This is a genomic window from uncultured Vibrio sp., from assembly GCF_947488985.1.
In the GTDB taxonomy this organism is placed as follows: Bacteria; Pseudomonadota; Gammaproteobacteria; order Enterobacterales; family Vibrionaceae; genus Vibrio.
Genome location: NZ_CANLBV010000004.1, coordinates 1 through 21456, shown reverse-complemented (window position 1 = coordinate 21456; position 21456 = coordinate 1). Strand labels below are relative to the sequence as shown.

Annotated in this window: 13 protein-coding genes and 1 pseudogene; 3 read left to right on the top strand and 11 right to left on the bottom strand. The window is 42.4% G+C overall.

Annotated features, from left to right (window positions below):
- Nucleotides 1-5 precede the first annotated feature (5 nt).
- The 6 genes from Q1A70_RS01540 to ugpC (Q1A70_RS01515) all read right to left on the bottom strand — a co-directional run bounded on the left by Q1A70_RS01540 (nucleotide 6) and on the right by ugpC (Q1A70_RS01515) (nucleotide 6766).
- Nucleotides 6-839, bottom strand: a complete 834-nt coding sequence (locus tag Q1A70_RS01540) for a carbohydrate ABC transporter permease (RefSeq protein WP_299686369.1) — start codon at nucleotides 837-839, stop codon at nucleotides 6-8.
- A complete protein-coding gene (locus tag Q1A70_RS01535; protein WP_299686370.1) occupies nucleotides 836-1813 on the bottom strand; it encodes a sugar ABC transporter permease in 978 nt (325 codons plus the stop codon). The genes Q1A70_RS01540 and Q1A70_RS01535 overlap by 4 nt, the downstream gene beginning before the upstream one ends.
- A gap of 54 nt (nucleotides 1814-1867) precedes the next feature.
- Entirely contained in the window at nucleotides 1868-3121 is a 1254-nt protein-coding gene (locus tag Q1A70_RS01530) for an extracellular solute-binding protein (protein ID WP_299686372.1), read from the bottom strand.
- 11 nt (nucleotides 3122-3132) lie between these two features.
- Nucleotides 3133-4179, bottom strand: coding sequence for a sn-glycerol-3-phosphate ABC transporter ATP-binding protein UgpC (ugpC, locus tag Q1A70_RS01525; protein WP_299686374.1), 1047 nt, complete (start codon nucleotides 4177-4179; stop codon nucleotides 3133-3135).
- Between the two features lie 181 nt (nucleotides 4180-4360).
- Nucleotides 4361-5611: a carbohydrate porin gene (locus Q1A70_RS01520; protein ID WP_299686376.1), complete on the bottom strand. Its 1251-nt coding sequence runs from the start codon at nucleotides 5609-5611 to the stop codon at nucleotides 4361-4363.
- A gap of 72 nt (nucleotides 5612-5683) precedes the next feature.
- Nucleotides 5684-6766, bottom strand: a complete 1083-nt coding sequence (gene ugpC, locus Q1A70_RS01515; protein WP_299686378.1) for a sn-glycerol-3-phosphate ABC transporter ATP-binding protein UgpC — start codon at nucleotides 6764-6766, stop codon at nucleotides 5684-5686.
- Between the two features lie 389 nt (nucleotides 6767-7155).
- On the opposite strand from ugpC (Q1A70_RS01515), the gene Q1A70_RS01510 reads away from it, so the two are divergent.
- Nucleotides 7156-9522: a BNR-4 repeat-containing protein gene (locus Q1A70_RS01510; RefSeq protein WP_299686380.1), complete on the top strand. Its 2367-nt coding sequence runs from the start codon at nucleotides 7156-7158 to the stop codon at nucleotides 9520-9522.
- A 126-nt stretch (nucleotides 9523-9648) separates the two neighbouring features.
- On the opposite strand, the gene Q1A70_RS01505 is transcribed toward Q1A70_RS01510, so the two are convergent.
- The 4 genes from Q1A70_RS01505 to Q1A70_RS01490 form a co-directional block, all read right to left on the bottom strand.
- A complete protein-coding gene (locus Q1A70_RS01505) occupies nucleotides 9649-11139 on the bottom strand; it encodes a fucose isomerase (RefSeq protein WP_299686382.1) in 1491 nt (496 codons plus the stop codon).
- A 12-nt stretch (nucleotides 11140-11151) separates the two neighbouring features.
- Complete coding sequence (locus tag Q1A70_RS01500; RefSeq protein WP_299686384.1) at nucleotides 11152-12171, bottom strand: aldose epimerase family protein; 1020 nt, start codon at nucleotides 12169-12171, stop codon at nucleotides 11152-11154.
- Nucleotides 12172-12494: 323 nt separating this feature from the next.
- Nucleotides 12495-14852, bottom strand: coding sequence for a glycoside hydrolase family 3 N-terminal domain-containing protein (locus tag Q1A70_RS01495; RefSeq protein WP_299686386.1), 2358 nt, complete (start codon nucleotides 14850-14852; stop codon nucleotides 12495-12497).
- Between the two features lie 209 nt (nucleotides 14853-15061).
- Nucleotides 15062-16450 carry a glycoside-pentoside-hexuronide (GPH):cation symporter gene (locus tag Q1A70_RS01490; RefSeq protein WP_299686388.1) on the bottom strand — a complete coding sequence of 463 codons (1389 nt, stop codon included), beginning with the start codon at nucleotides 16448-16450 and terminating at the stop codon, nucleotides 15062-15064.
- Nucleotides 16451-16777: 327 nt separating this feature from the next.
- Between Q1A70_RS01490 and xylA the strand changes: the two genes are divergently transcribed.
- Nucleotides 16778-18097: a xylose isomerase gene (xylA, locus tag Q1A70_RS01485; protein ID WP_299686390.1), complete on the top strand. Its 1320-nt coding sequence runs from the start codon at nucleotides 16778-16780 to the stop codon at nucleotides 18095-18097.
- Between the two features lie 121 nt (nucleotides 18098-18218).
- On the top strand, nucleotides 18219-21008 hold the full coding sequence (locus tag Q1A70_RS01480) for a glycoside hydrolase family 3 protein (RefSeq protein WP_299686392.1): 2790 nt from the start codon (nucleotides 18219-18221) through the stop codon (nucleotides 21006-21008).
- A gap of 54 nt (nucleotides 21009-21062) precedes the next feature.
- On the opposite strand, the pseudogene Q1A70_RS01475 reads toward Q1A70_RS01480, so the two are convergent.
- A pseudogene (locus tag Q1A70_RS01475) lies at nucleotides 21063-21380 on the bottom strand (mechanosensitive ion channel domain-containing protein); the annotation flags it as partial.
- Between the last annotated feature and the right edge of the window lie 76 nt (nucleotides 21381-21456).

Below are 21456 nucleotides of genomic sequence, written 5' to 3'. Positions count from 1 at the left end.
GGCAATTAGCCTTTCACTGCGCCAGAAGTCAAACCGTCAATTAAGCGTCTTGAAGCGAGGATAAACAGGATCAATAGTGGCAAAACTGCAATCGCCGCACCAATCGACACCGCGCCCCACGGCACTTGTCCAGTACCTTGTAGCGCACGCAGTGCCAAAGGTACGGTGAACATCTTCATGTCATTCATCACCACCAATGGGCCCATAAAGTTGTTCCAAGAGCTGATAAAGGTGATCAGACCTAAGGTACCAAAGGCAGGTTTGATCAAAGGAACAATCACGCGGTAATAGATCTTAAACTCACCACAGCCGTCCATACGTGCCGCTTCCACCAGCTCTTTAGGAATAGAGCTTGAGATAAACTGACGCATCATGAAGATCCCCATAGCGCCACACGCCGCAGGCACAATCAATGCCTTAGTGTCGTTCATCCAGCCAATCGTCGACATGATCATCGCGGTTGGGATCATGCCAAGGAATGGTGGGATCAACATGGTGCCCATGATGAATACGAACAGCAGGTTCTTAAAGCGGAACTCAAACATCGCGAATGCATAGCCCGCCAATGAACAAAACAGCAGGTTCAATACGGTGACTACCACGGCAACGTATAAGCTCAGCCCCAAGTTGTGCCAGAAATACGGTAAGAAATCTAACAGGGCGTTAAAGTTATCTACTAGATAATCGCCAAGCAGCACCGGTGGTGGCACAGACAAGATGCCAGTATTCGAGTGCGACGAGAAGATAAACATAAAGTAGAACGGGGCCAGCATGATCACCGCGCCAAGCGCAATGATGATGTAAGCGATCAATTTGTCTTTTTTAATGTTACTCATCATTGGTTATCCCCACCCAAGATCTTATTGTTTAACCACGTTAGACCTGCAATACACATGAACAATATCCATGAAATTGCCGATGCAGTACCAAAGTCACTCTCAACGAAGGCGGTAATGTACATGTGCATCGCAGCTGTTTTACCCGCTTGCTCAAGGCCACCTGTACCACCGGTAATAATGAACGGCTCTTCAAACAGTTGCAGGTTACCGATGATGGTCAACGTGACAGCAAAGAACGCCATTGGTTTGAGCATCGGCAGGGTAATGTGCCAGAACTGCTGGTATCGGTTGGCACCATCAATGGTCGCCGCTTCATAAATGTCTTTTGGAATGGTTTGCAGCGCTGATAGGTACAGCACGGTGTTCCAACCAACAAAGCGCCAGAAGACCACAAACGAGATCATATCTTTGGTGTACTCAGGGCGGTTCCAGTCGACGTTTTCCGTTGGGAAAAGCCAAGCGAGAATTTTGATGTCACCAATGCTGATGTTACCGAGGTAAGTGAGCATTTGGTTTACCATGCCAAAGTCGCGAGAAAATAGCGTGGTAAATACCAGTGAGATCGCCACGGTTGAGGTGATATAAGGCACAAAGTAGACCCCAATCACGGTGTTTCTCATCTTGTTAAAGCTGGTATGGATGAAAAACGCCAGTGGTAGCGCAACAGCATGTTGAGGAATGCCCGATTTCAGCGCGATCTCAACCGTGTTCCACAATGAGGTCTGGAACCATTCATCTTCTAGCGCAAAGAGGTAGTTTTCTAGCCCCACCCACTCCATTGATGCCAAGCCAGCCGCTGGCTCCCAGTAATGGAAAGAGAGGTAAAGTGAAAAGATCAGCGGAAACAGACCAAACACGCCAAAAATAATAAAGAATGGACTGACAAATAAATACGGGGCGATCTTATTCCCGTTGCGTAGCCAGAGCTTATTGGCTGGCTTTTCCTGTGCAGGCACAGCGATGGATGAACTCATAATCAACTTCCAATATCGAATGACATCGGAGGGTTGCCCCTCCAACGGGCTAGATTAACGACGACGGGCGCGACGCTTGATCTGCTTCTCGGCTGCAGCGAGAACCTGATCAATATCAGCATCTCGCTCTAGTACCTTCTCTAGTGCATCATCAATCACCTGACGCGCCACTTCATCGTAACGGTCAACACTGATCGCAGGGATCTTGGTCGCCACATCACGCCAGATTAGACGCGCTTGTTGACCACCTAAGTAAGGGATCGGCTCTTCGAAGAAGCTGTCGGTGTAAGTTGATGTAAGGGCAGGGAAGGCATTGATCTCTTTAAAGCCCAACAGTTGGATTTCAGGGTTGGTGGCCATAAACTCAATGAATTTCCATGCGGCTTCTTTGTTTTCAGCACGTTTTGGGATCGCGTAGAAAGAGCCGCCATAACTCACTTGAGCCTCATTTGGCAGTTCAGCAGTGCGCCATACGCCCACCGAATCCGGTGCGATCCAATCACTTAGGTGACCACCAAGCCAAGCGCCCATCATGTGTGATGCAATTGTGCCGCGGCGCAGACCTTCACTCCATTCGTTCGACCAAGGGCCAACTTCTGCATCAATACCTGCATCACGGGCTTTCTTCGCTAAGCGGAACGCTTCTTTAAAGCGTGGGCTGTTGACGATGACATTGTGTTCGCTGTCAAAGTAGATCCCTTCACCATCTTTAAGGTTTGAGCGGATCACAATGTTGCTGATATCAACGGCATTGGAAATCAGGTAGTTACCCGTCGCCTCTTTAACTTTTACCCCAGATTCGATGAATGAATCCCAGCTAGTGAGCAAATCTGCTTGTGTTACACCTGCCTCTTCGAGAATGTCATGACGGTAGAAGATCGCGCCTGGGCCAATATCGGCAGGAATGCCCGACTGTACCCCTTTTGAGTTTTTGCCTTGCGCGACAGAAAATGGCGTGAGTTGCTCGGTGAAAGCACCCGCGTTATACGGCGCAGCATCTAAGTCTTCTAGACCGCCTGATTCAACAAAGCGACCAATGTAGTTTGACTCAACCACCATGGTGTCAGGCACATTTGCACCAGTGGCAAGCGCGGTGGTCATCGCATTGTGGTGATCGCCGTAAGCAAGGGTGACGAGTTTGACTTTGATATGTGGGTATTTTTGTTCAAATAACGGAATACCCACTTCAACTACTTGGTTAATATTGGGGAAAGCGGCAACCGTAATTTCCGTGGTTGCAGCGAAGCTAGCATGTGAAAAAGCCGCTGCACACATCAGTGGCAAGGTTTTAAGCATCATTTTCGGCATGGTTTAATCCTTTATAGTAGGGTTGCTTTATTATTTTTATCGAAGCAATGAATTTTTCTTTTATCGAAGTAACAATCAATTTTTCCTGATGGGATCTGATCTTGATAAGGTATTTCAAGCGTGACTTTTTTATCACCTAAATACGCGGTTAAATGCACCACAGAGCCCAGTACTTCATGGGAGTAAATATCGAGTGGTAAACTCATGCGGTATTCATTCGGAATATCGTCACCTTCAACGGCAATATCTTGCGGACGCAGGCCCATCGAAGTCACATCGGCATGAATTTCACCCGGTTTAAATGACTGTGATATTTGGGTGTTATCGAGATCAAAAATGTTCATTTCTGGCGCGCCGATAAAACGGGCGACAAATTCAGAGCTAGGCTGCTCGAAGATCTCTTTTGGAGTGCCGACTTGTTCAATCACCCCTTGATTGAGGATCACCACGCGATCGGCTAGTGTCATCGCTTCGACCTGGTCATGGGTGACATAAATAATCGTGGTTTTGACCTTGTCATGAAGCGCCTTTATCTCGCGGCGCATCTGACCGCGCAGTTTGGCATCAAGGTTTGATAGTGGCTCATCAAATAAGAACACTTCTGGGGTTCTGACCATCGCTCGCCCCATCGCGACGCGCTGGCGCTGACCACCGGACAGATCTTTTGGCTTGCGCTCTAACAGTGGGGTTAGCTCCAGTGCTTCAGCCACTTCAGCGACCATTTCGCGGCGCTGCTCTTTGGCCACTTTCATGTTTTCAAGGCTAAAGCCTATGTTTTCTTCCACCGTCATGTGGGGATAAAGCGCATAGCTTTGAAATACCATCGCGATATTTCTTTCAATTGGGTGAAGATTATTCACGAGGGCATCACCGATATAGATTTCTCCACCCGTGATATCTTCTAATCCTGCTAACATTCTTAATGTGGTCGATTTTCCACATCCAGAAGGACCAAGTAGAACGATAAATTCACCATGCTTCACTTCCAGATCTATTTTTTTAACGACCTCGGTTTCACCATAATTCTTTTTGAGATTTTTAAACGTTACTGAAGCCATATATTACATCCAGTTGTATTTTAATAACGATATGCGCAGAGTTATTTGATATACCCTTCTAACTTAACGTTATTTAGGTATATAAAGCCTGCTTGATATAGCCGTACTAATTTGGGTATAGAGTTATCTTTCATCCCGACATCCCCCCCAGGTTGAAGGGATGAAAGATAATATTAAATAATTACCACCATGCCTCGAACATGGCACCAAAACTCAAAGTATCGAACTTCGTGGTATCAGCACTTTGGTTATCGACCTCACCTGCAGTGGCGTAGAAGCGCAGCATAGGACGGCTACCTGACATGCCACCCATAGAAATATTTTGTGATAGTGTCACCTTCCAGCCCGATTTCTCATCGCCATTATCGAAGTCTTCGATCGCATAACCCGCTTCTAGCCAAGTTGAGTGGACATCGTTCCAGCTGTACATTGGGCGAACAATTGCTGAATACTCGCTCTTATCATCCAGCTCATCACCTGTGATTCGCTTATAAGAGGCTAGGTATTCCAGCTCAACTGGATCGCTAATACGGTAGCTTCCATCATAACTGGCGTACAAAGCTTGCTTATCGCCGGCTAAATCGAATACCGAATCGTCACCGCCCTCGGTGTAACGCACGATGAGCTTGCTTGACCAATCAAAGTTCATTACCGCACCCACTTGCCATGCGCTTTCATCTTGCACATCAAGATCGGCTTCATCTGAGGCAAAACCATAGTTGGCATAGAAATCGAGGCTGCCGATCCCAGCATTGATGCTGTGCAGTTTCGAGGTAAAGGCGTATCGTCCATTGTCGTTACCAAGTAAGCCACCTTCACCACTATCCACTTGACCAACAAAGCTCAGGTCGAACATCGCTGGACCAAGGTTTAAGTTACGGAAACCACCGCCTTGACCATCGTGCAGCATCCAAAAGTAGTCATTCAAATTTTGTTGTGGACGCTGGTGGAAGTCGCGACCACCCCAGAAATACATTTGTGGCTGGCTTGGGATCACGTTAGTCACACCCGCATAGGCTTTGACTAGGTTCAGACCACCCGGAGATTCCCATTGATCCATTGACCAGTGATCAATCATCACCACCAGATCCCAAATCGCACCTTGCTCAGTTTGGAAAGCGCGAGCTAGCTGGAATTCACCGCCATTGGCTTCGTTACCCAAGCGACCGACAGCAGCACCGGTTGAGCCCACTTGAACAAAACGCTCATCACCCGCCGCATAGTGCGCGCCGTAGCGCGCATAACCTGAGAAAACGATCCCCTCTGGGACTTGCATCTCTGGAGTCAGCGTTTGTGGCTGTTCGCCATCAACAAACACGCTCTGCTGCGTTTCTGCTTGGGTGGTTTCATCTGTGTCTTGGGCAATCGCATAAGAGCAGGCAAGAGTTGACCCTATCACCACTGAAAGAGGTAACATCTTTATATTTTTCATTATGTATTCCTAGTTGTAGGGATTTATTATTGGTTTAATTATTTATTGGGAATTAAAATATAAACATTGAATTTACAGGCTTATTTTCTCTCCACTTTGGTCAAATAAATGAATTCGATTTAGATCAATAAATAGTGTGTCAATTGTATTGGTATCAATACTATCTAATGGGGTGACTTCTGCTGTGATTGCTTGTTCAGCCACTTGCGCATGAATGAGTGTATTACTGCCTAATAATTCGCTGTTGTTAATTGAAACAGGAATGCTTACACCACTTTGCAGTGGTTGTAGGTAAATATCTGAAGGACGCACACCCAGTGTGACTATTTCACCATTTAATTCTTGCGGATATTGCTCGGTTAATGTGATGACACTATCACCAATCACAATTTGCCATTGCTCATCACTTAACTCTAAACGTCCTTTGAGCATATTCATGGTTGGGCTACCGATAAAACTCGCCACAAACTGATTCGCCGGATGGTGATAGACCTCTTTTGGCGTGCCGACTTGCTCTATGTTTCCATCGCGTAGTACCACGACTTTGTCCGCCAGAGTCATTGCTTCGACCTGATCGTGGGTTACGTAAACTGTGGTTTTTTTGTGTTTGCGATGCAGGTCTTTGATCTCAGTACGCATCACATTGCGCAATTTGGCATCCAAGTTGGATAGTGGCTCATCAAATAAGAACACTTCTGGGGTGCGAACCATGGCACGTCCCATCGCGACACGTTGACGCTGGCCACCAGAGAGCGCTTTAGGCTTTCTATCGAGCAGTGGAGTCAGTTGTAGCATGTCTGCGATACGGCGAACTTCCTGCTCAATTTGTGCTTTTTTCTTGCCTTCCATCTTCAGAGAAAAGCCGATGTTATCTCTGACTGTCATGTGCGGATACAGAGCATAACTTTGAAATACCATCGCGATATTTCGCTCTTTGGGAGAGAGCTCGTTGACGCATTGATCATCAATAAACAACTCGCCATCGGTAATGCTTTCTAAACCACTGAGCATACGCAAGGTGGTCGATTTACCGCAGCCTGATGGGCCAAGAAAGACAACGAATTCGCCATCGGCAATATCGAGATTGAAGTCTTTTACGATATGCACATCACCAGAGTAGATTTTATTGACACCTTTAAATTGAACCGTTGCCATCCTTTTCCCACTTATCAATGAATTTCTAAGTTCATTGTTTATGTTTTTTCGTTTTAACGAAATTACGTTTTTTTCCAGTAAGATTAACAGATCTCACAAACGCGCATTTGATCACGATATCCATAAGTTATGTAGGGGTAACCATATTTAATAAAATTATTTTTGTGAGCAAGGTCATCCAAATTACTTAATATTAATTAAGTGTTATTTTTGATGTTCTACCAAGTCAATAATGAAACGTTACATTTTATCGTTATAAATTTGGATAAAAGTCACAAACAAACAACTAAATTTATTGTTAGCAACCTAATAACGCTTTGAATATGAGATAGATAGATACGCTCTTAATGTAAGAGTGTGATTTATCTAACATTAAAAAAGGAAATTTAATGAAAAAGGTTAATTCAAACTTAATTATATTCAAAGCTACAGCTGTCGCTTTGTTGGTCGGTTCGTCATTCGCTAGTGCAAGTGTTTATTTAGAAGAACAGGTAAAGATATCCGATATAGGGCTATTTTTTGATGGAGAGAAAGTAGCGAATGATGCTGAAAACACAGGTCCTGGACAGTATGATTATTTTTTTGGGCAGCAGATCTCAGCTCATGGCGATGCTATTAAGGTTTATAAAGACTATGTATTTGTCACTTGGTACCGAGGAGGCAAGTACAATCGTCACGTGATGCTCAGTAGATATAATCGTGCAACAGGCAAAGTCAAAAGTATTGAGTTTCCTCATACACATACTGGGTTTCAAAATCAGTGGTGGATAGGTGAGTCTCACAACACAATAGCCGTAGCTATTAGCCCGGTTGATGAGTCTATCCATTTGTTATATGACATGCATGCATACTCGAATTCCAAGCCATCCGATGGCAGTTTAAGCCAAGACTATTTTCGATACAGCTTTTCAATGAATAATGCTGCAAGTGTGCCAGATAGTGAATTTAACTTAAGTTTATTTGAACAAAATGATGATGGTGGGTATAAACACCTAACGTTAACTGGCGAAGTTGATCATGATACGTTTTCAGGTTTGACTTACCCTAAATTCTTTCAGAACACATTGGGCGAACTATTAGTTTACATGCGTAAAGGCGGTAACAATAATGGAGGCTATCAATTTGCTAAGTATAAAGCGGATGAGAATCGATGGTCAGGTTTTCAGCCGTTCAATGTTATTAATGCTAAACGCTATGGTGAAGCATATAACTGGGGTGTATATGGCAGCATGAAATTCGTTGATGGTAAGCTCAGGGTTGGCTTTCAGCGACGTTCTGGTAATAACAATGATAAATATGTTTATCAAAATGGTTTTTACTACGCCTACTCGGATGATCCAAGCGGAGCAACGCAATGGAAAGATCACAGAGGAAACGCTTTTTCTATCCCTTTAACAGAATCGGATAAAATTAAAATTTCTGAACCAGGTGATCTGGTCAGTCAAACAGCGCCTAATTCAGTTTACATCGTTCATGGTTTTGATTGGACCGTGTCTGACGCTGGCGACGTTCATTTTATAGGTGCAGTAAAAACTACAGACAATAGTGAAAGGGTAAAGGTACATACTTATAAAAAATCGGGCGATGAAGACTTTATGACTACTACCGACTTTGCCGGTGCTGACAAAATCTATACTTCTGGGAATAGAATTTACATCATAGGTTTAAATTCACAAGGCCGACCATTTGTAGAAATGGCGAAAAGTGGCACCAATGACTTTACTCGTGTTTATGAGGCAAAAGATGGTCCGAACTTTAGGCATGGCGTCGTGCATGTAGAAAATGACAAAGTATACTACTACCTTCAGGAACGAGGTGAGTCTGATAAATTACCCTTGTATGTACAAATTATTGACTTAGAGTTAGACCCTACGGCACCTGAAGGTTTTGAGTTTGCAAGTGTCGAAAACCAACCCATCAGAATTGATAGCCCTGTTGATATTGCTTTTGGCTCCAATGGACAGTTTGTGTACCTATATGGACAAGAATCAGAGATCAATTGCAACGTTGAGCAACTCGGTGACCCTAACCCAGGACAAACTAACTATTGCTATACCCGTCCCGCACAATCACTTGATCCTGTCGTGACTTTTGACCAAACATCAGTTGAAGTAAACGAGGGTTACGATGCTCTGTACGTATTAGTCAATGCCAGTACGAACAAACCGGATAGTACGATATCTACTGTTAAACTATACTTAAATGGAAAGTTTTTAAGGCAAGAAAAGTACGCACCCTATGAATGGGGTGACAACGGACGGACTGAACTACTCGGGCTTGAAGCGGGTACACATATGATTACTGCAATAGCGGTTGATAGTGATGGTATTGAAACGGAAACCGTGATAAACGTGACAGTTTCCGCAATAGAACCTCAAGTGATCTATGTCGACGATGAGCAGGAACCTAATGTCGCGTCCAATATGTTGGATGGTGATAATTCTGATGCTTCTCGATGGAGTGCTCAGGACTTTAGCAAAGCGGTCATCTTTGATCTTGGGCGTACCGAAACCATCACTGGCACAAGTATGTGGACTTATCAAAACCGCGCATATCAGTATCAAGTCTCTGTTTCTGATCAACCATCAGGGCCATTTACTCTGCTTTCCGATATGGGTGATAATACCAGTAGTGCACAACCTCTAACGACTCATGATCAAGCACAGGGTCGTTACGTTAAGCTAAATGTTATCGGTGCATCTAATTACAATCATAATTGGGTGAGTATCAACGAGTTCAAAATTAACACTCAGTAAGAGTATTTTCGTTAAATATATGAAATAACATAGCGAAAGGGCTTTAAGATCACTCTTAAAGCCCTTTCTATTATTAGAAATACTGTCAAAGTATTTTAGGACGAGACACAGTTATTTTGTTTTGGATTAACCAAGAAAAACACTTGGGATTTCGTTTGGGTAACGCTCATATGCAGGTTGGTTGTAATCAATATCAGAAACACCAATCAAATCTAATACTTGGTACAATGTTTTACCCACATGACCAAAGGCAATACCTGCATGGTGTGGATAACGCTTTTGAATCAACACATGGCGGTAAAAACGCTGCATTTCAGGAATGGCAAACACCGCGATAGAACCAAATGATTCAGGGTCTATATCTAGAATATCCCCTTGTGCAACGTATGAACGTAATTTAGTGTCTGCCGTTGATTGAAGGCGGAACAGTGTGACTTCACCCGCTTTAATTTGGCCTTCAAGAGTACCACGAGTAATATTTGGCTCAAGTCCCGGTTCCATCAAGCTGTGCATGATTTTTTGGAAGCGAAGTTGAGAGTTTTTCATGCAACTTGGTGCGGTGTTACCACAGTGGAAGCCCATAAAGAGATCCTTCTCTGTGTAGCTGCCCATTTGGTCTGCAGCATTTTCAACCATGTCTTTTGGCACGGTATTGTTAATATCTAACAAAGTGGCTGGATGGTTGGTCGCACAAGTGATCATGTACTCAGATAGTGCACCGTAAATATCAACTTCACAAGCCACTGGAATGCCGCGCTCTGCTAGGCGAGCATTGACGTAACAAGGTACAAAACCAAAGAATTTCTCAAATGATGGCCAACATTTGTTAGCGAAAATACCGAAGTGTGATGCACCTAGGTTTTGCTCATGGAATGTCAGTAGTGCGACTTCATATTGCGCCAGTTTTGGTAATAGATCTGGGTACGGGTTGTTATCACCCAGCTCACGTTCCATCTCCGCAACGATACCAGGAATATCTGGGTGTCCTTCAGCTTGTTGGAATAAGTCCAGCAAATCTAATTCACTGTTCTCCATAACTTCAACGCCTAAATCAAATAGAGCTTTGATTGGTGCATTACAGGCAACAAAATCGTGAGGGCGAGGGCCAAAACTAAAGATTTTCAGACCTTTGAGGCCTAGAATTGTGCGCGCCACCGGAACAAAGTCACCGATCATTGTCGCGACTTCCTCAGGTGTACCTACAGGGTATTCAGGGATATGTGGGCGGATATTACGAAGATTTGCACTGTAAGACGCGTTAAGCATACCGCAGTAGGCATCGCCACGATCATTGCTCAAGCATGCGGTTGATTCTTCTGCAGCAGAGACAAACATCACAGGGCCGTCAAAACGTTGTGCCATTTGAGTTAATGGGCCTTCAGGTCCGAAATTACCTAGATAGATCACAAGAGAGTTGATCGATTTATCTTCTGCTTCTTTGAGTGCTTTGATCATGTCATTTTCATTTTCGATGATCGTTTCTAGCTCTACAATATTAATCTCTTTGTTTTGACATTGTGCGACAACGTTGTTTCGGCGTTGCTTTGATAGTGAAATCGGAAAGCAGTCACGGCTAACAGCAACAATGCCCATATTTACTTGAGGAATGTTAATCATAATAATCTCTATCTATTTGGTTGTTAGTACTTGATATACAACGTTGTGACGGTACGGCTTGTTTGGCCCATAAATACAATCTTCTTTGTTATCCATATTGATTTGGTTTGGATAACATTGAGTCTCTAGACATAAGCCTGCATGCTTATGATAAATTCGGGAATTTCGGCCATGCTCTTCGTTTAAAAAATTACCGGTGTAAAATTGCATGCCAATTTGGTCACTTGCTACATGCAAGTGAAGGCCAGATGTGTTTTCTGAAACAATTGCGTTAGTTTGAAATTCGGTTGGCTCGAAACACCAACAGTGGTCATAGCCACCAGCCGCTTTTAGTTGCTGATTGTTTAAGTCCATATTCTGTTTAATTTGAACAGATTGACGAAGGTCGAATGGAGTATCTTCAACCGGCGCTTCAAATAATGGAATTGCGCAACTATCTACAGTTAGGTAACGGTCAGAGTTGATTTGAATACTGTGGTTCAACACATTTTCACTTTCATCTAAGTTAAAGTAAGTATGTTGAGTCATATTAATTGGGGTTTTTCCGTGTGGCATTGCTTCATAGCAGATACGGAGTTCATTTTCTTCAGATAAGTGGTACGTGACCTCGAAATCGATCGTATGTGGATAGCTTGCTTCATCAGCATTTATCGTTGTCGCGAGTTTTAATGTGGTGTCGTTAATGATTTCGACAGTCCAGCGTTTTGCGCCTAAATTGGCAGAAGCACCATGTAAATGATTGGTGTTTTCATTTTGTTCTAGTGCAAAATCAATATCGTCAATTGAATAATGGCCATTAGCAATACGGTTTGCCCAAGGCCCGACAACGCAACCTAAATAGCATGCCCCATCAATGTAATCATTCGGAGTGTCGTACCCCAAAACAATATTTCTAGTTTTTTCATGCTTGTCTTGTACATAGAAATTGACAATTAAACCGCCGAGATCAGAAATATCAACTTGGGTGCCTTGTTGATTAACTAAAGAGAACAATTGGTATTCACCCCAACTCATCACTTTGAAATTTGCCATAATTTAATTATCCGAATTATTTGAATAACTAAATTTTGCGCTTTACACAGTATTTTTTCTATTATGTTTTTTTAGTCTCTAATTAATAAAAAAAGTTAATGTGATCCAAGACGTATATCTCTTGTTGAACTTGAATTTTTGCCCGTTAAATTTATTTAAGTTACCTTGCTGATTAACATGAATTAAACTTGGTAATTACTGTTGCGTAACAAGAGAAATCCCCAAGTGGTACGACCAACTTGGGGATTAAACAACCTACATTGCTAATATTTATGAAAAAGAGTCACGTTATGCTTTACCTGCATTGGTTGGCACGCCACATCTTAACCAGAGTGAGCTTCACAAACCATATTCCATTCTCTTGGCAATACTTTTTTACCAGGTTGAACGTTTATGACATGTCGTGACTCGATTTCTTGTGAAGAACGGCCAAGCATGAGGTCAAATTTTCCGCCTTCAACCACACGTCTATTTGATGAGTCGGTGAAGCTCAACATGTGAATAGGGAGCGTAAAGGTAACGGTTTTGGTCTCTCCAGCGGCTAAGAATACTTTATGGAAACCTTTCAACTCTTTTACAGGTCGCACTACAGAACAAACTTGGTCACGAGCATAGAGTTGGACGATTTCTGTACCATCACGTTCACCTGTGTTAGTGATGTCGATAGACAGAGTTACTGATTCATCAAAGCCATAGTCTGTTTTGTTTAATGTTGCATTGCTGTAGTCGAAGCTTGTGTAACTTAAGCCAAAACCAAAATTGAATCGAGAGCCAAAATGGAAGGCTATCGGTGTGCCAGCACTTTTCAGCTTATGGTTATAGAAATACGGAACCGCTCCAACATTTTTTGGAATAGATAAGGTTAACTTACCGCTAGGATTGGTAACCCCTGTCAATACATCAGCAATAGCATCTGCCCCACGTTGACCAGGAGCCCAACCATATACGATCGCAGCAGCTTCATCTTCTGCTCGGCCTAAGCAATAAGGGCGACCACCTGTAACAACGACAACAACTGGCTTACCGCTGTCTAGCGCTGCATTAAGTAATTGTTGCTGCACACCAGGTAGGTCAAGTGTATCTGCGTCAGAGCCTTCACCAATCGTACCAGTTTGGAATAAGCCTGCTAAATCTCCCACACATACTACCGCGACATCTGCGTCGCTAATGATAGAAGTTGCTGATGCAATCTTCGAGGTATCCATACTTACCGGTGATGTTTTATCTTGCGTGACTGCCATATCAACATCTCCAGGGAAAACGGGCGCTCCACCGTGACGTTCTGTAAGGATATCGCAACCTTTTTGGTAGCCAATCAGAGTCACGCGTTGTTCCATTGCCTCTTTGATAGATTTAGCAACACGTTCTGATGAATCGTTACCGCTCAAAATGAGATGCACAGGGAAACTATAGCCACCAAGCAGTGCTAATGGATCATCAGCCGTAGCACCTAGGAGTGCAACTTTACTATCCTTCGATAAAGGTAATTGACCATTGTTTTTCAGTAGTACAATTGACTCACTGGCTGCTTGATAGGCGAGCTCATCACTCGTTTCATTATGTAGAGGCCCAGTAGGTACAGGTGTGTATGGGTTTTCGAATAGGCCAAGGTCAAATTTCATGGCTAAGACGCGGCCAACGATCTCATCAATTTTTTCTAATGTGATGAGTTTTTGCTCAATCGCTTCACTAATGTAGGTTGTACAAGCATCATCAGGTAATTCAACATCTAGTCCTGCGTTGAAAGCTTGTGCTGCAGCATCAACGCGATCTTTAGCGGTAGCATGGTGCTCACTTAGAAGTTCAACACCGCCGTAGTCAGCAACAATAAGACCATCGAAGCCCCACTGGTTTCGCAATACCTCTGTCATTAGAAACTCTGAGCTATGACATGGTTCACCATCAATATCATGGTATGCCGGCATTATGGAACCCGCATTACCTAACTTCACTGCCATTTCAAAAGGCAGTAAAAAAGTGTCATTCAACTCTTTAAAGCCTAAGTTTACTGGTGCGTGATTGCGCGCTCCTTCACTGGCTGAGTGGCCTACATAGTGTTTTAATGTTGCGATCAAATCACGGTCTTTACCTTGAAGACCTTTTACATAACTGGTGGCCATGACACCAACCAGATAAGGATCTTCTGCTAGGGTTTCTTCAGTACGCCCCCAGCGAACATCACGAGATACATCTAATACAGGGGCAAGACCTTGCTTGGCACCTACGGCTCTTGCTTGGCGACCAATATCTTCGGCCACTTTTTCCATTAATTCAGGGTTCCACGTGTGCCCGTAGTTTAAAGAGGACGGATAAAGGGTTGCACCTTGTGCCATTAAGCCAACTAAACACTCTTCGTGCGGAATGGCTGGAATTCCGAGTCGAGTATTTTCTATTAGATGTTTTTGCAATTGATTTAATGCCTGAACCCCTTGTTTTGCACCAACAGTATGAGTACCAAGTGGGCGGGTTATTTGCCCAAGACCATGCATTAATTTCTCTTGAACTGTGCGAGAAATGCTATTGCTTGACATTTCGAGTTCGCGCTCTTGATGATCGCCATTTTCATCTAAGATTAACCATTGTGCACCTAATTGAGCTACTTTCTCTTCTAGTGTCATTTTTGAAAGTAAATCTTTTACGCGTTCGTCAGTGGTATGTTCAGTGTTTTTGTAGATACACATAAATATTTCCTAATGATCTTACACCAAGATATTTGATAATTTAACTTGATGAAAATTTTTATGATATAAAATTAATTAGTAAGATAACTTAAGTTAGCCCCATAAGTTATATATGGGGCTATGTAATACCGTCAGGAGCAACAATATTACGAGGGGATATATTAAATAGCATGAAATTAACATAGCTATTTAATCACCAGTGTAAATTATTAACATAATTCTACATTATGCTTTTTATCTTTTATTTCTGTTGGCTCTTTAGCATCTAACTCTAGAAGAGCCTTTATTTGTAATAGCTTTTCCATATCAAGCTTATAGAAAGTCATAAGAACAGCTAATGAAGCAAACATTACACCAGGCACAACGGTATAAAGTAAATTGATTGTATTTACGGCTTCTAGTGTTTGTGTTTCAGCTCCTCCAACGTAACCTGCTAGTGCTAACAACCAACCGACAGCAGCACCACCTAAAGCAATACCTAATTTGATTGCAAATAAATTTGTAGAGAAAACCATGCCGCTTAATGAGCGATTACTGCGTGTTTTTTCATAGTCAACTACGTCAGACATCATGCTCCATAAAATAGGTGTCGTGGCAGTTTGAACAAGGGCTAAAACCATCGTTAAAGAGAACAGGATTGCGATGTTTGTTGGGTCGACAAGATAAATAAGCATCGACAAAAAACCTGATACTAAAATCAAGACACGATAAACTTTAGTTTTGTCATATCCACGAAAGAGAGGAGCTGAAACCATTGCGCCAATAATGGCAGCAATCATACCTGAAACCATGAAAATGGTGGCTAGATCTGGGCGCTCCATTACGACATTGACGTAATACATCGTTGTTGCGCCTTTTAATACGGCAGCTGTCAGTAAAATGATATTAAGGATAAATAGAATGCGCCATTGATGGTTTGCCAGCAATAATTTTAGGTCGGCCCAGACAGATTGCTTTTCTTCAATCTCAGGAACGTGACGCTCTTTTGTATTCGAAAAACTAACAAAGAAAAGGAGGATGGCAATCATTCCCATGGTAGCCATTGCACCAAGGTAGCCTTTTTGGAGGTCCCCTCCACCAATGATATCTACCAGTGGAAGAGCAACTAGAGCCACAATCAGTCCGCCAGCCGTACTTAGAGCAAATCGGTAAGACTGTAGTGATGTTCTCTCATTTGAATCATTTGATAATGCGTTTGCCATAGCACAATATGGAACGTTTATCGCTGTATACATAAGCGTTAAGAAGATATATGAGGCGTAGGCATAGACAATTTTCCCAGTCTCTCCAAAATCTGGTGTATAGAACGCAAGCATACATGCAAGACCAAATGGTACAGCCACCCAAAGCATGTAAGGGCGGTAGCGCCCATGTTTCGTCTTGGTGCGATCGACTAGCGAACCCATGAGAGGATCAGTGACAGCATCAATAAAGCGTACTAGTAAAAACATTGTGCCCATATGAGCTGGGGAAAGACCATATACATCAGTATAAAAGTAGGCTAGAAAAAGCATGACGGTTTGCCATACAAAATTACAACCAGTATCCCCTAAACCGTAAGCGACCTTTTCTCTTACAGATAGTTTAGTTATGTTCATTATTATTCTCCGGGTACATTTCTTATTTGTTTTATATATTTGACCATCAGATTTAATTCTGCACTTACCCAAATTTGCTATCACTTTACGTTATTTAACTTATGTGATTCAAGTTCAACAACGAAATTGTCATCTTTTTGATTTTTTATAAAACAATGACTTATGTGTTTTTTTGTCTTGGTTGACATAGTGAGCTTTCCGATTTGTGGTGTAGCACACATAAAACAGATTGCTAAATTAAGAAGTAAAAAACCGTAATTGATAATGAAAGGTCTTCAATGGAATATTAAGTTATGAAAGTGAACTTTTTTTAACGGAATGTATACAATGAGCGAATTTTTCAAAGATATTAAAAAAATCAAATTTGAAGGTAAGGAAACAACCAACCCTCTGGCTTTCCGTCACTATGATGCAGATAAAATGCTCCTTGGTAAAAGCATGAAAGAACATTTGCGTTTTGCAGCATGCTACTGGCATAACTTCTGCTGGACAGGTTCAGATGTGTTTGGTGGGAGTACTTTTGAGCGACCTTGGCTTCAAACAAATGACCCAATGGAGTTGGCTTTGATGAAAGCCGACCATGCATTTGAATTCTTCTCAAAGTTAGATGTGCCTTACTACTGTTTTCATGATACGGATGTTGCTCCCGAAGGGAATTCCATTAAAGAGTACGTGAATAACTTCCAAAGAATGGTTGATATATTAGAACAGAAACAAGATGAAACAGGCCTCAAGTTGTTGTGGGGGACTGCAAATGCATTTTCAAATCCTCGCTACATGTCAGGCGCAGGTACAAATCCTGACCCAAAAGTGTTTGCTTATGCTGCTACACAAATATTTAATGCGATGGGCGCAACACAACGCTTAGGTGGAGATAACTATGTGCTTTGGGGGGGGCGTGAAGGCTATGAGACCCTATTAAATACGGATCTTCGTCAAGAGCGTGAACAATTAGGTCGCCTCATGCAGATGGTTGTTGAACATAAGCACAAAATAGGTTTCAAAGGCACAATTCTGATTGAGCCTAAACCTCAAGAACCGACTAAGCATCAATACGACTATGATACAGCAACCGTTTATGGCTTCTTGAAACAGTTTGGCTTGGAAAATGAAATCAAAGTTAACATTGAAGCAAATCACGCAACGCTTGCGGGTCATAGCTTCCACCATGAAGTAGCAACGGCTACATCGCTTGGTTTATTCGGTTCTATCGATGCAAACCGTGGTGATGCACAGCTTGGTTGGGATACGGATCAATTCCCGAACAGTGTTGAAGAAAATACGCTTGTTATGTATGAGATTTTAAAAGCAGGTGGCTTTACAACTGGTGGCTTCAATTTTGATGCGCGTTTACGTCGCCCTTCTATCGACGCAGCTGACTTATTTCACGGTCATATAGGCGGTATGGATACCATGGCTCTTTCTTTAGAGCGTGCAGCCGATATGATCGAAAATGATATATTATCGAAAAAAATTGCTCAGCGCTATGCAGGTTGGAATGATGACCTCGGCAAGAAAATAATCTCTGGTGATCATTCCCTTGAATCTCTGGCGTTATATGCTTTGGAAGCGGACCTTTCACCAATCAAAGAGTCTGGTAGACAAGAGCGTCTTGAAAACATTGTTAATAGCTTCATTTACAAGTAAATAAACTAAAGCACCATTACGTCTCTTTGTGTACTTAATGGTGCTTTTTCTTGTGATATGGAAGAATTTTTATTGACTTCTATTAAATACATCAACTTGCAACCTAAGCCGAAAGCTGAATATGAATCAAATAACAATTAGCCTTGCTCAAAGCAATCTTGCTCCTATTAGTCGACAAGCTGCAGTTGAGGGCATCGTACTTTTAAAGAACACTGATAACGTGTTGCCATTTAATGTGGATGACACGGTTTCTCTATTTGGGCGCTGTCAAATCGATACATATCGCAGTGGTACCGGTTCCGGTGGTGCTGTAAATGTTCCTTATGCAGTGAATATATTAGAAGGATTCCGTGCTTGTGCTTCTATCAATGTTAATGAAGACTTGGCTAAGGTTTATCAGCATTGGGTTGCAAATAACCCGTTTGACAATGGTGGTGGTGGGTGGGCTGCAGAACCTTGGTTTCAAAATGAGATGCCATTGACTGATGAAGTTGTTGCGAACGCATCGAGTCTATCAACTAAAGCAATGGTAATTATTGGTCGTACTGCCGGAGAAGATCAAGATAATGCAGATGAAGCTGGTAGTTATCGGTTAACGGATCGAGAAATCGATATGCTTGAGAAGGTTACTCGTTACTTTTCTGATGTAATTGTCGTATTGAATGTGACTAATATCATCGATATGTCTTGGTTAGAAACACTTGACAATAAGCTTTCGGTGAAAGCTCTAGTTTATAGCTGGGCAGCAGGAATGGAAGGTGGTCATGGGCTAGCCGATATTGTCTCTGGTCGCCAGTCGCCAAGTGGTCGTTTGACCGATACTATAGCGTATCAGTTAGCTGATTATCCTTCTTTTAATAATTTCGGGCGTAAAGATCGCAATATTTACGCTGAAGATATTTATGTCGGTTATCGTTATTTTGAGACCTTTAATCCTGAGGCTGTACAATTTGAATTTGGTGCTGGGCTTTCATATACCACCTTTAAACATGAGATGACTTCCTTCTCAATCGAAGGTGGAGGAGCCGATGCTTCTTTGCATTTCAATATTAAAGTTACAAATAGCGGTCAAGACTTTGCGAGTAAAGAAGTGGTACAACTTTATGTTGAATCCCCTCAAGGTCAATTAGGTAAACCGGTGAGAGTACTTGTCGGCTTTTGCAAAACCTCATTACTTCAACCCTCTTGCAGTGAACAAGTCTGCATTACTGTACCTGTTGCGACGTTGGCGTCATATGATGATAGTGGAGTGACGGGCTACCATCATAGTTATGTACTGGAGTCAGGACGCTACAATTTTTACCTGGGAGGAAGCGTTCGATTTGCGAAACCAATCTCAGCGCATTATGAGGTGGATAAGCAAATTGTTATTGAGTCACTTCGCGAGGCATGTGCACCTATTCATGCCTTTGAACGTCTCAAACCCGGAAAAAAAATGCCATCCGGAGTGTATCAAGCTATATATGAACCCGTTCCCACTCGTGCCGCTTCTATGTCTGAGCGTATTCTAGATAATCTACCTCCCACATTGCCTTTAACCGGTGATCAAGGAATTAAGCTTATTGATGTGAAGCTAGGAAAATCCGAGATGAGTGACTTCATCGCTCAAATGACACCGAACCAACTTGCGGTGATTGTACGTGGCGAAGGAATGTGCAGCCCGAAAGTCACTCCGGGAACAGCATCCGCTTTTGGTGGCCTATCAGATAATCTATTTGAACTTGGAATTCCTATTGCTTGTGCCGCTGATGGCCCTTCAGGGATACGTATGGACAGTGGTCATAAAGCGACTCAAGTACCTATTGGAACACTGCTAGGTTGTACATGGAATCTAGAATTAAATGAACAACTATTTCACCTTATTGGTAAAGAGCTATACGCAAATGAAATAGACACGTTACTTGGTCCTGGTATCAATATTCATAGGCATCCATTAAATGGTCGTAACTTTGAATATTTCTCAGAAGATCCATTCATAACAGGCCTTATGGCTGCGGCTCAAACTCGTGGTTTAAATTCTGCCGGAGTCACTGGTACTATTAAACATTATGCGTGTAATGACCAAGAAACAGCTCGTATTGATGTTGACAGTATTGTGTCTGAACGTGCACTGCGTGAAATCCACATCAAGCCTTTTGAAATTGCAGTTAAAGAAGGCCAAGCTTCTAGCATTATGACGTCTTATAACCCTGTGAATGGTCATTGGGCAGCATCTAATTATGATCTAAATACTACGATTCTACGTGATGAGTGGGGATTTACAGGTATTGTAATGACGGATTGGTGGGCAAAAATGAATGATCCTATTAGCGCAGGAGAAGAAAGTAAAACATTCACTTCGTACATGTTACGCGCACAGAACGACCTTTATATGGTCGTAGAACATGAAGGGGCTGAAGTGAATGCAATGAATGACGATACTTTAGATGCTTTGGAAAAAGGTACATTGACGTTAGGTGAACTCCAGCGTAGTGCGATGAATATCTGCCGCTTTATTTTGACAACTCCAGCAATGGACCGTCCATTAAAAGCTTATGAAGCGATTAAGAGTTTTGATTCAATGAAGAGTGTTGTTCAAGGGGAGGCTTACAGTATAAACGAAGATATCCTATTAAATACTATGGCTAACCAATCATTATCTATTCAAGTTGATGAAGCGGCAGTTTATCAATTTAATAGTATGATGAAATATGATCATGACTCTCTTGCTCAATCGGCATGTAGTTTATTTTTAAATGGTCAATTTAGTATGACGTTACCAATTAATGGAACGAATGATGAATTAGTGCTGGTTGAGGGGGGGAAGGTTCAGCTAGAGCCTGGATGTTATACACTTGATTTGAACTTTGTTAAGCCTGGCTCAGTAATAGAAAAAATTATAGTGAGTAAAGTGCCGCGAATCGAAATCTAATCCGGAAATTGCCTGCCCCTGAGTGATTATTAGTCGAGTTATTTTTAATTTGAAGAGTTTTGTATCGACAGATCCACTCTTTAACTCTGGCTCAACTAATACCTTTATCACGCCTTTTTGTAAAATCAGGTTGTTGGGGTAGGTGATAATGTTGCCTGAACTGTGTCGGAGAATAACGTGGAACATGGTGATATCGATGATCACGCCACTGATGTCTTCGTCTTTCTCTGCGATTCTTACTCTGTCCCCGATACGGTACGGGAATGAAAAAAATATCAATACACTTGCGGTGAGGTTACTTAAGATAGACCATTGCGCGAATAAAGCGACACCCAGCACCGCAAATATAGAGGACAAGAATAGCGAAATATCGGCTTTGTTGCGTAAATCGAGTGAACTAAATCAGAATCGTACGATCAGATCAGAGACATTCTCTTATTGACTCCGA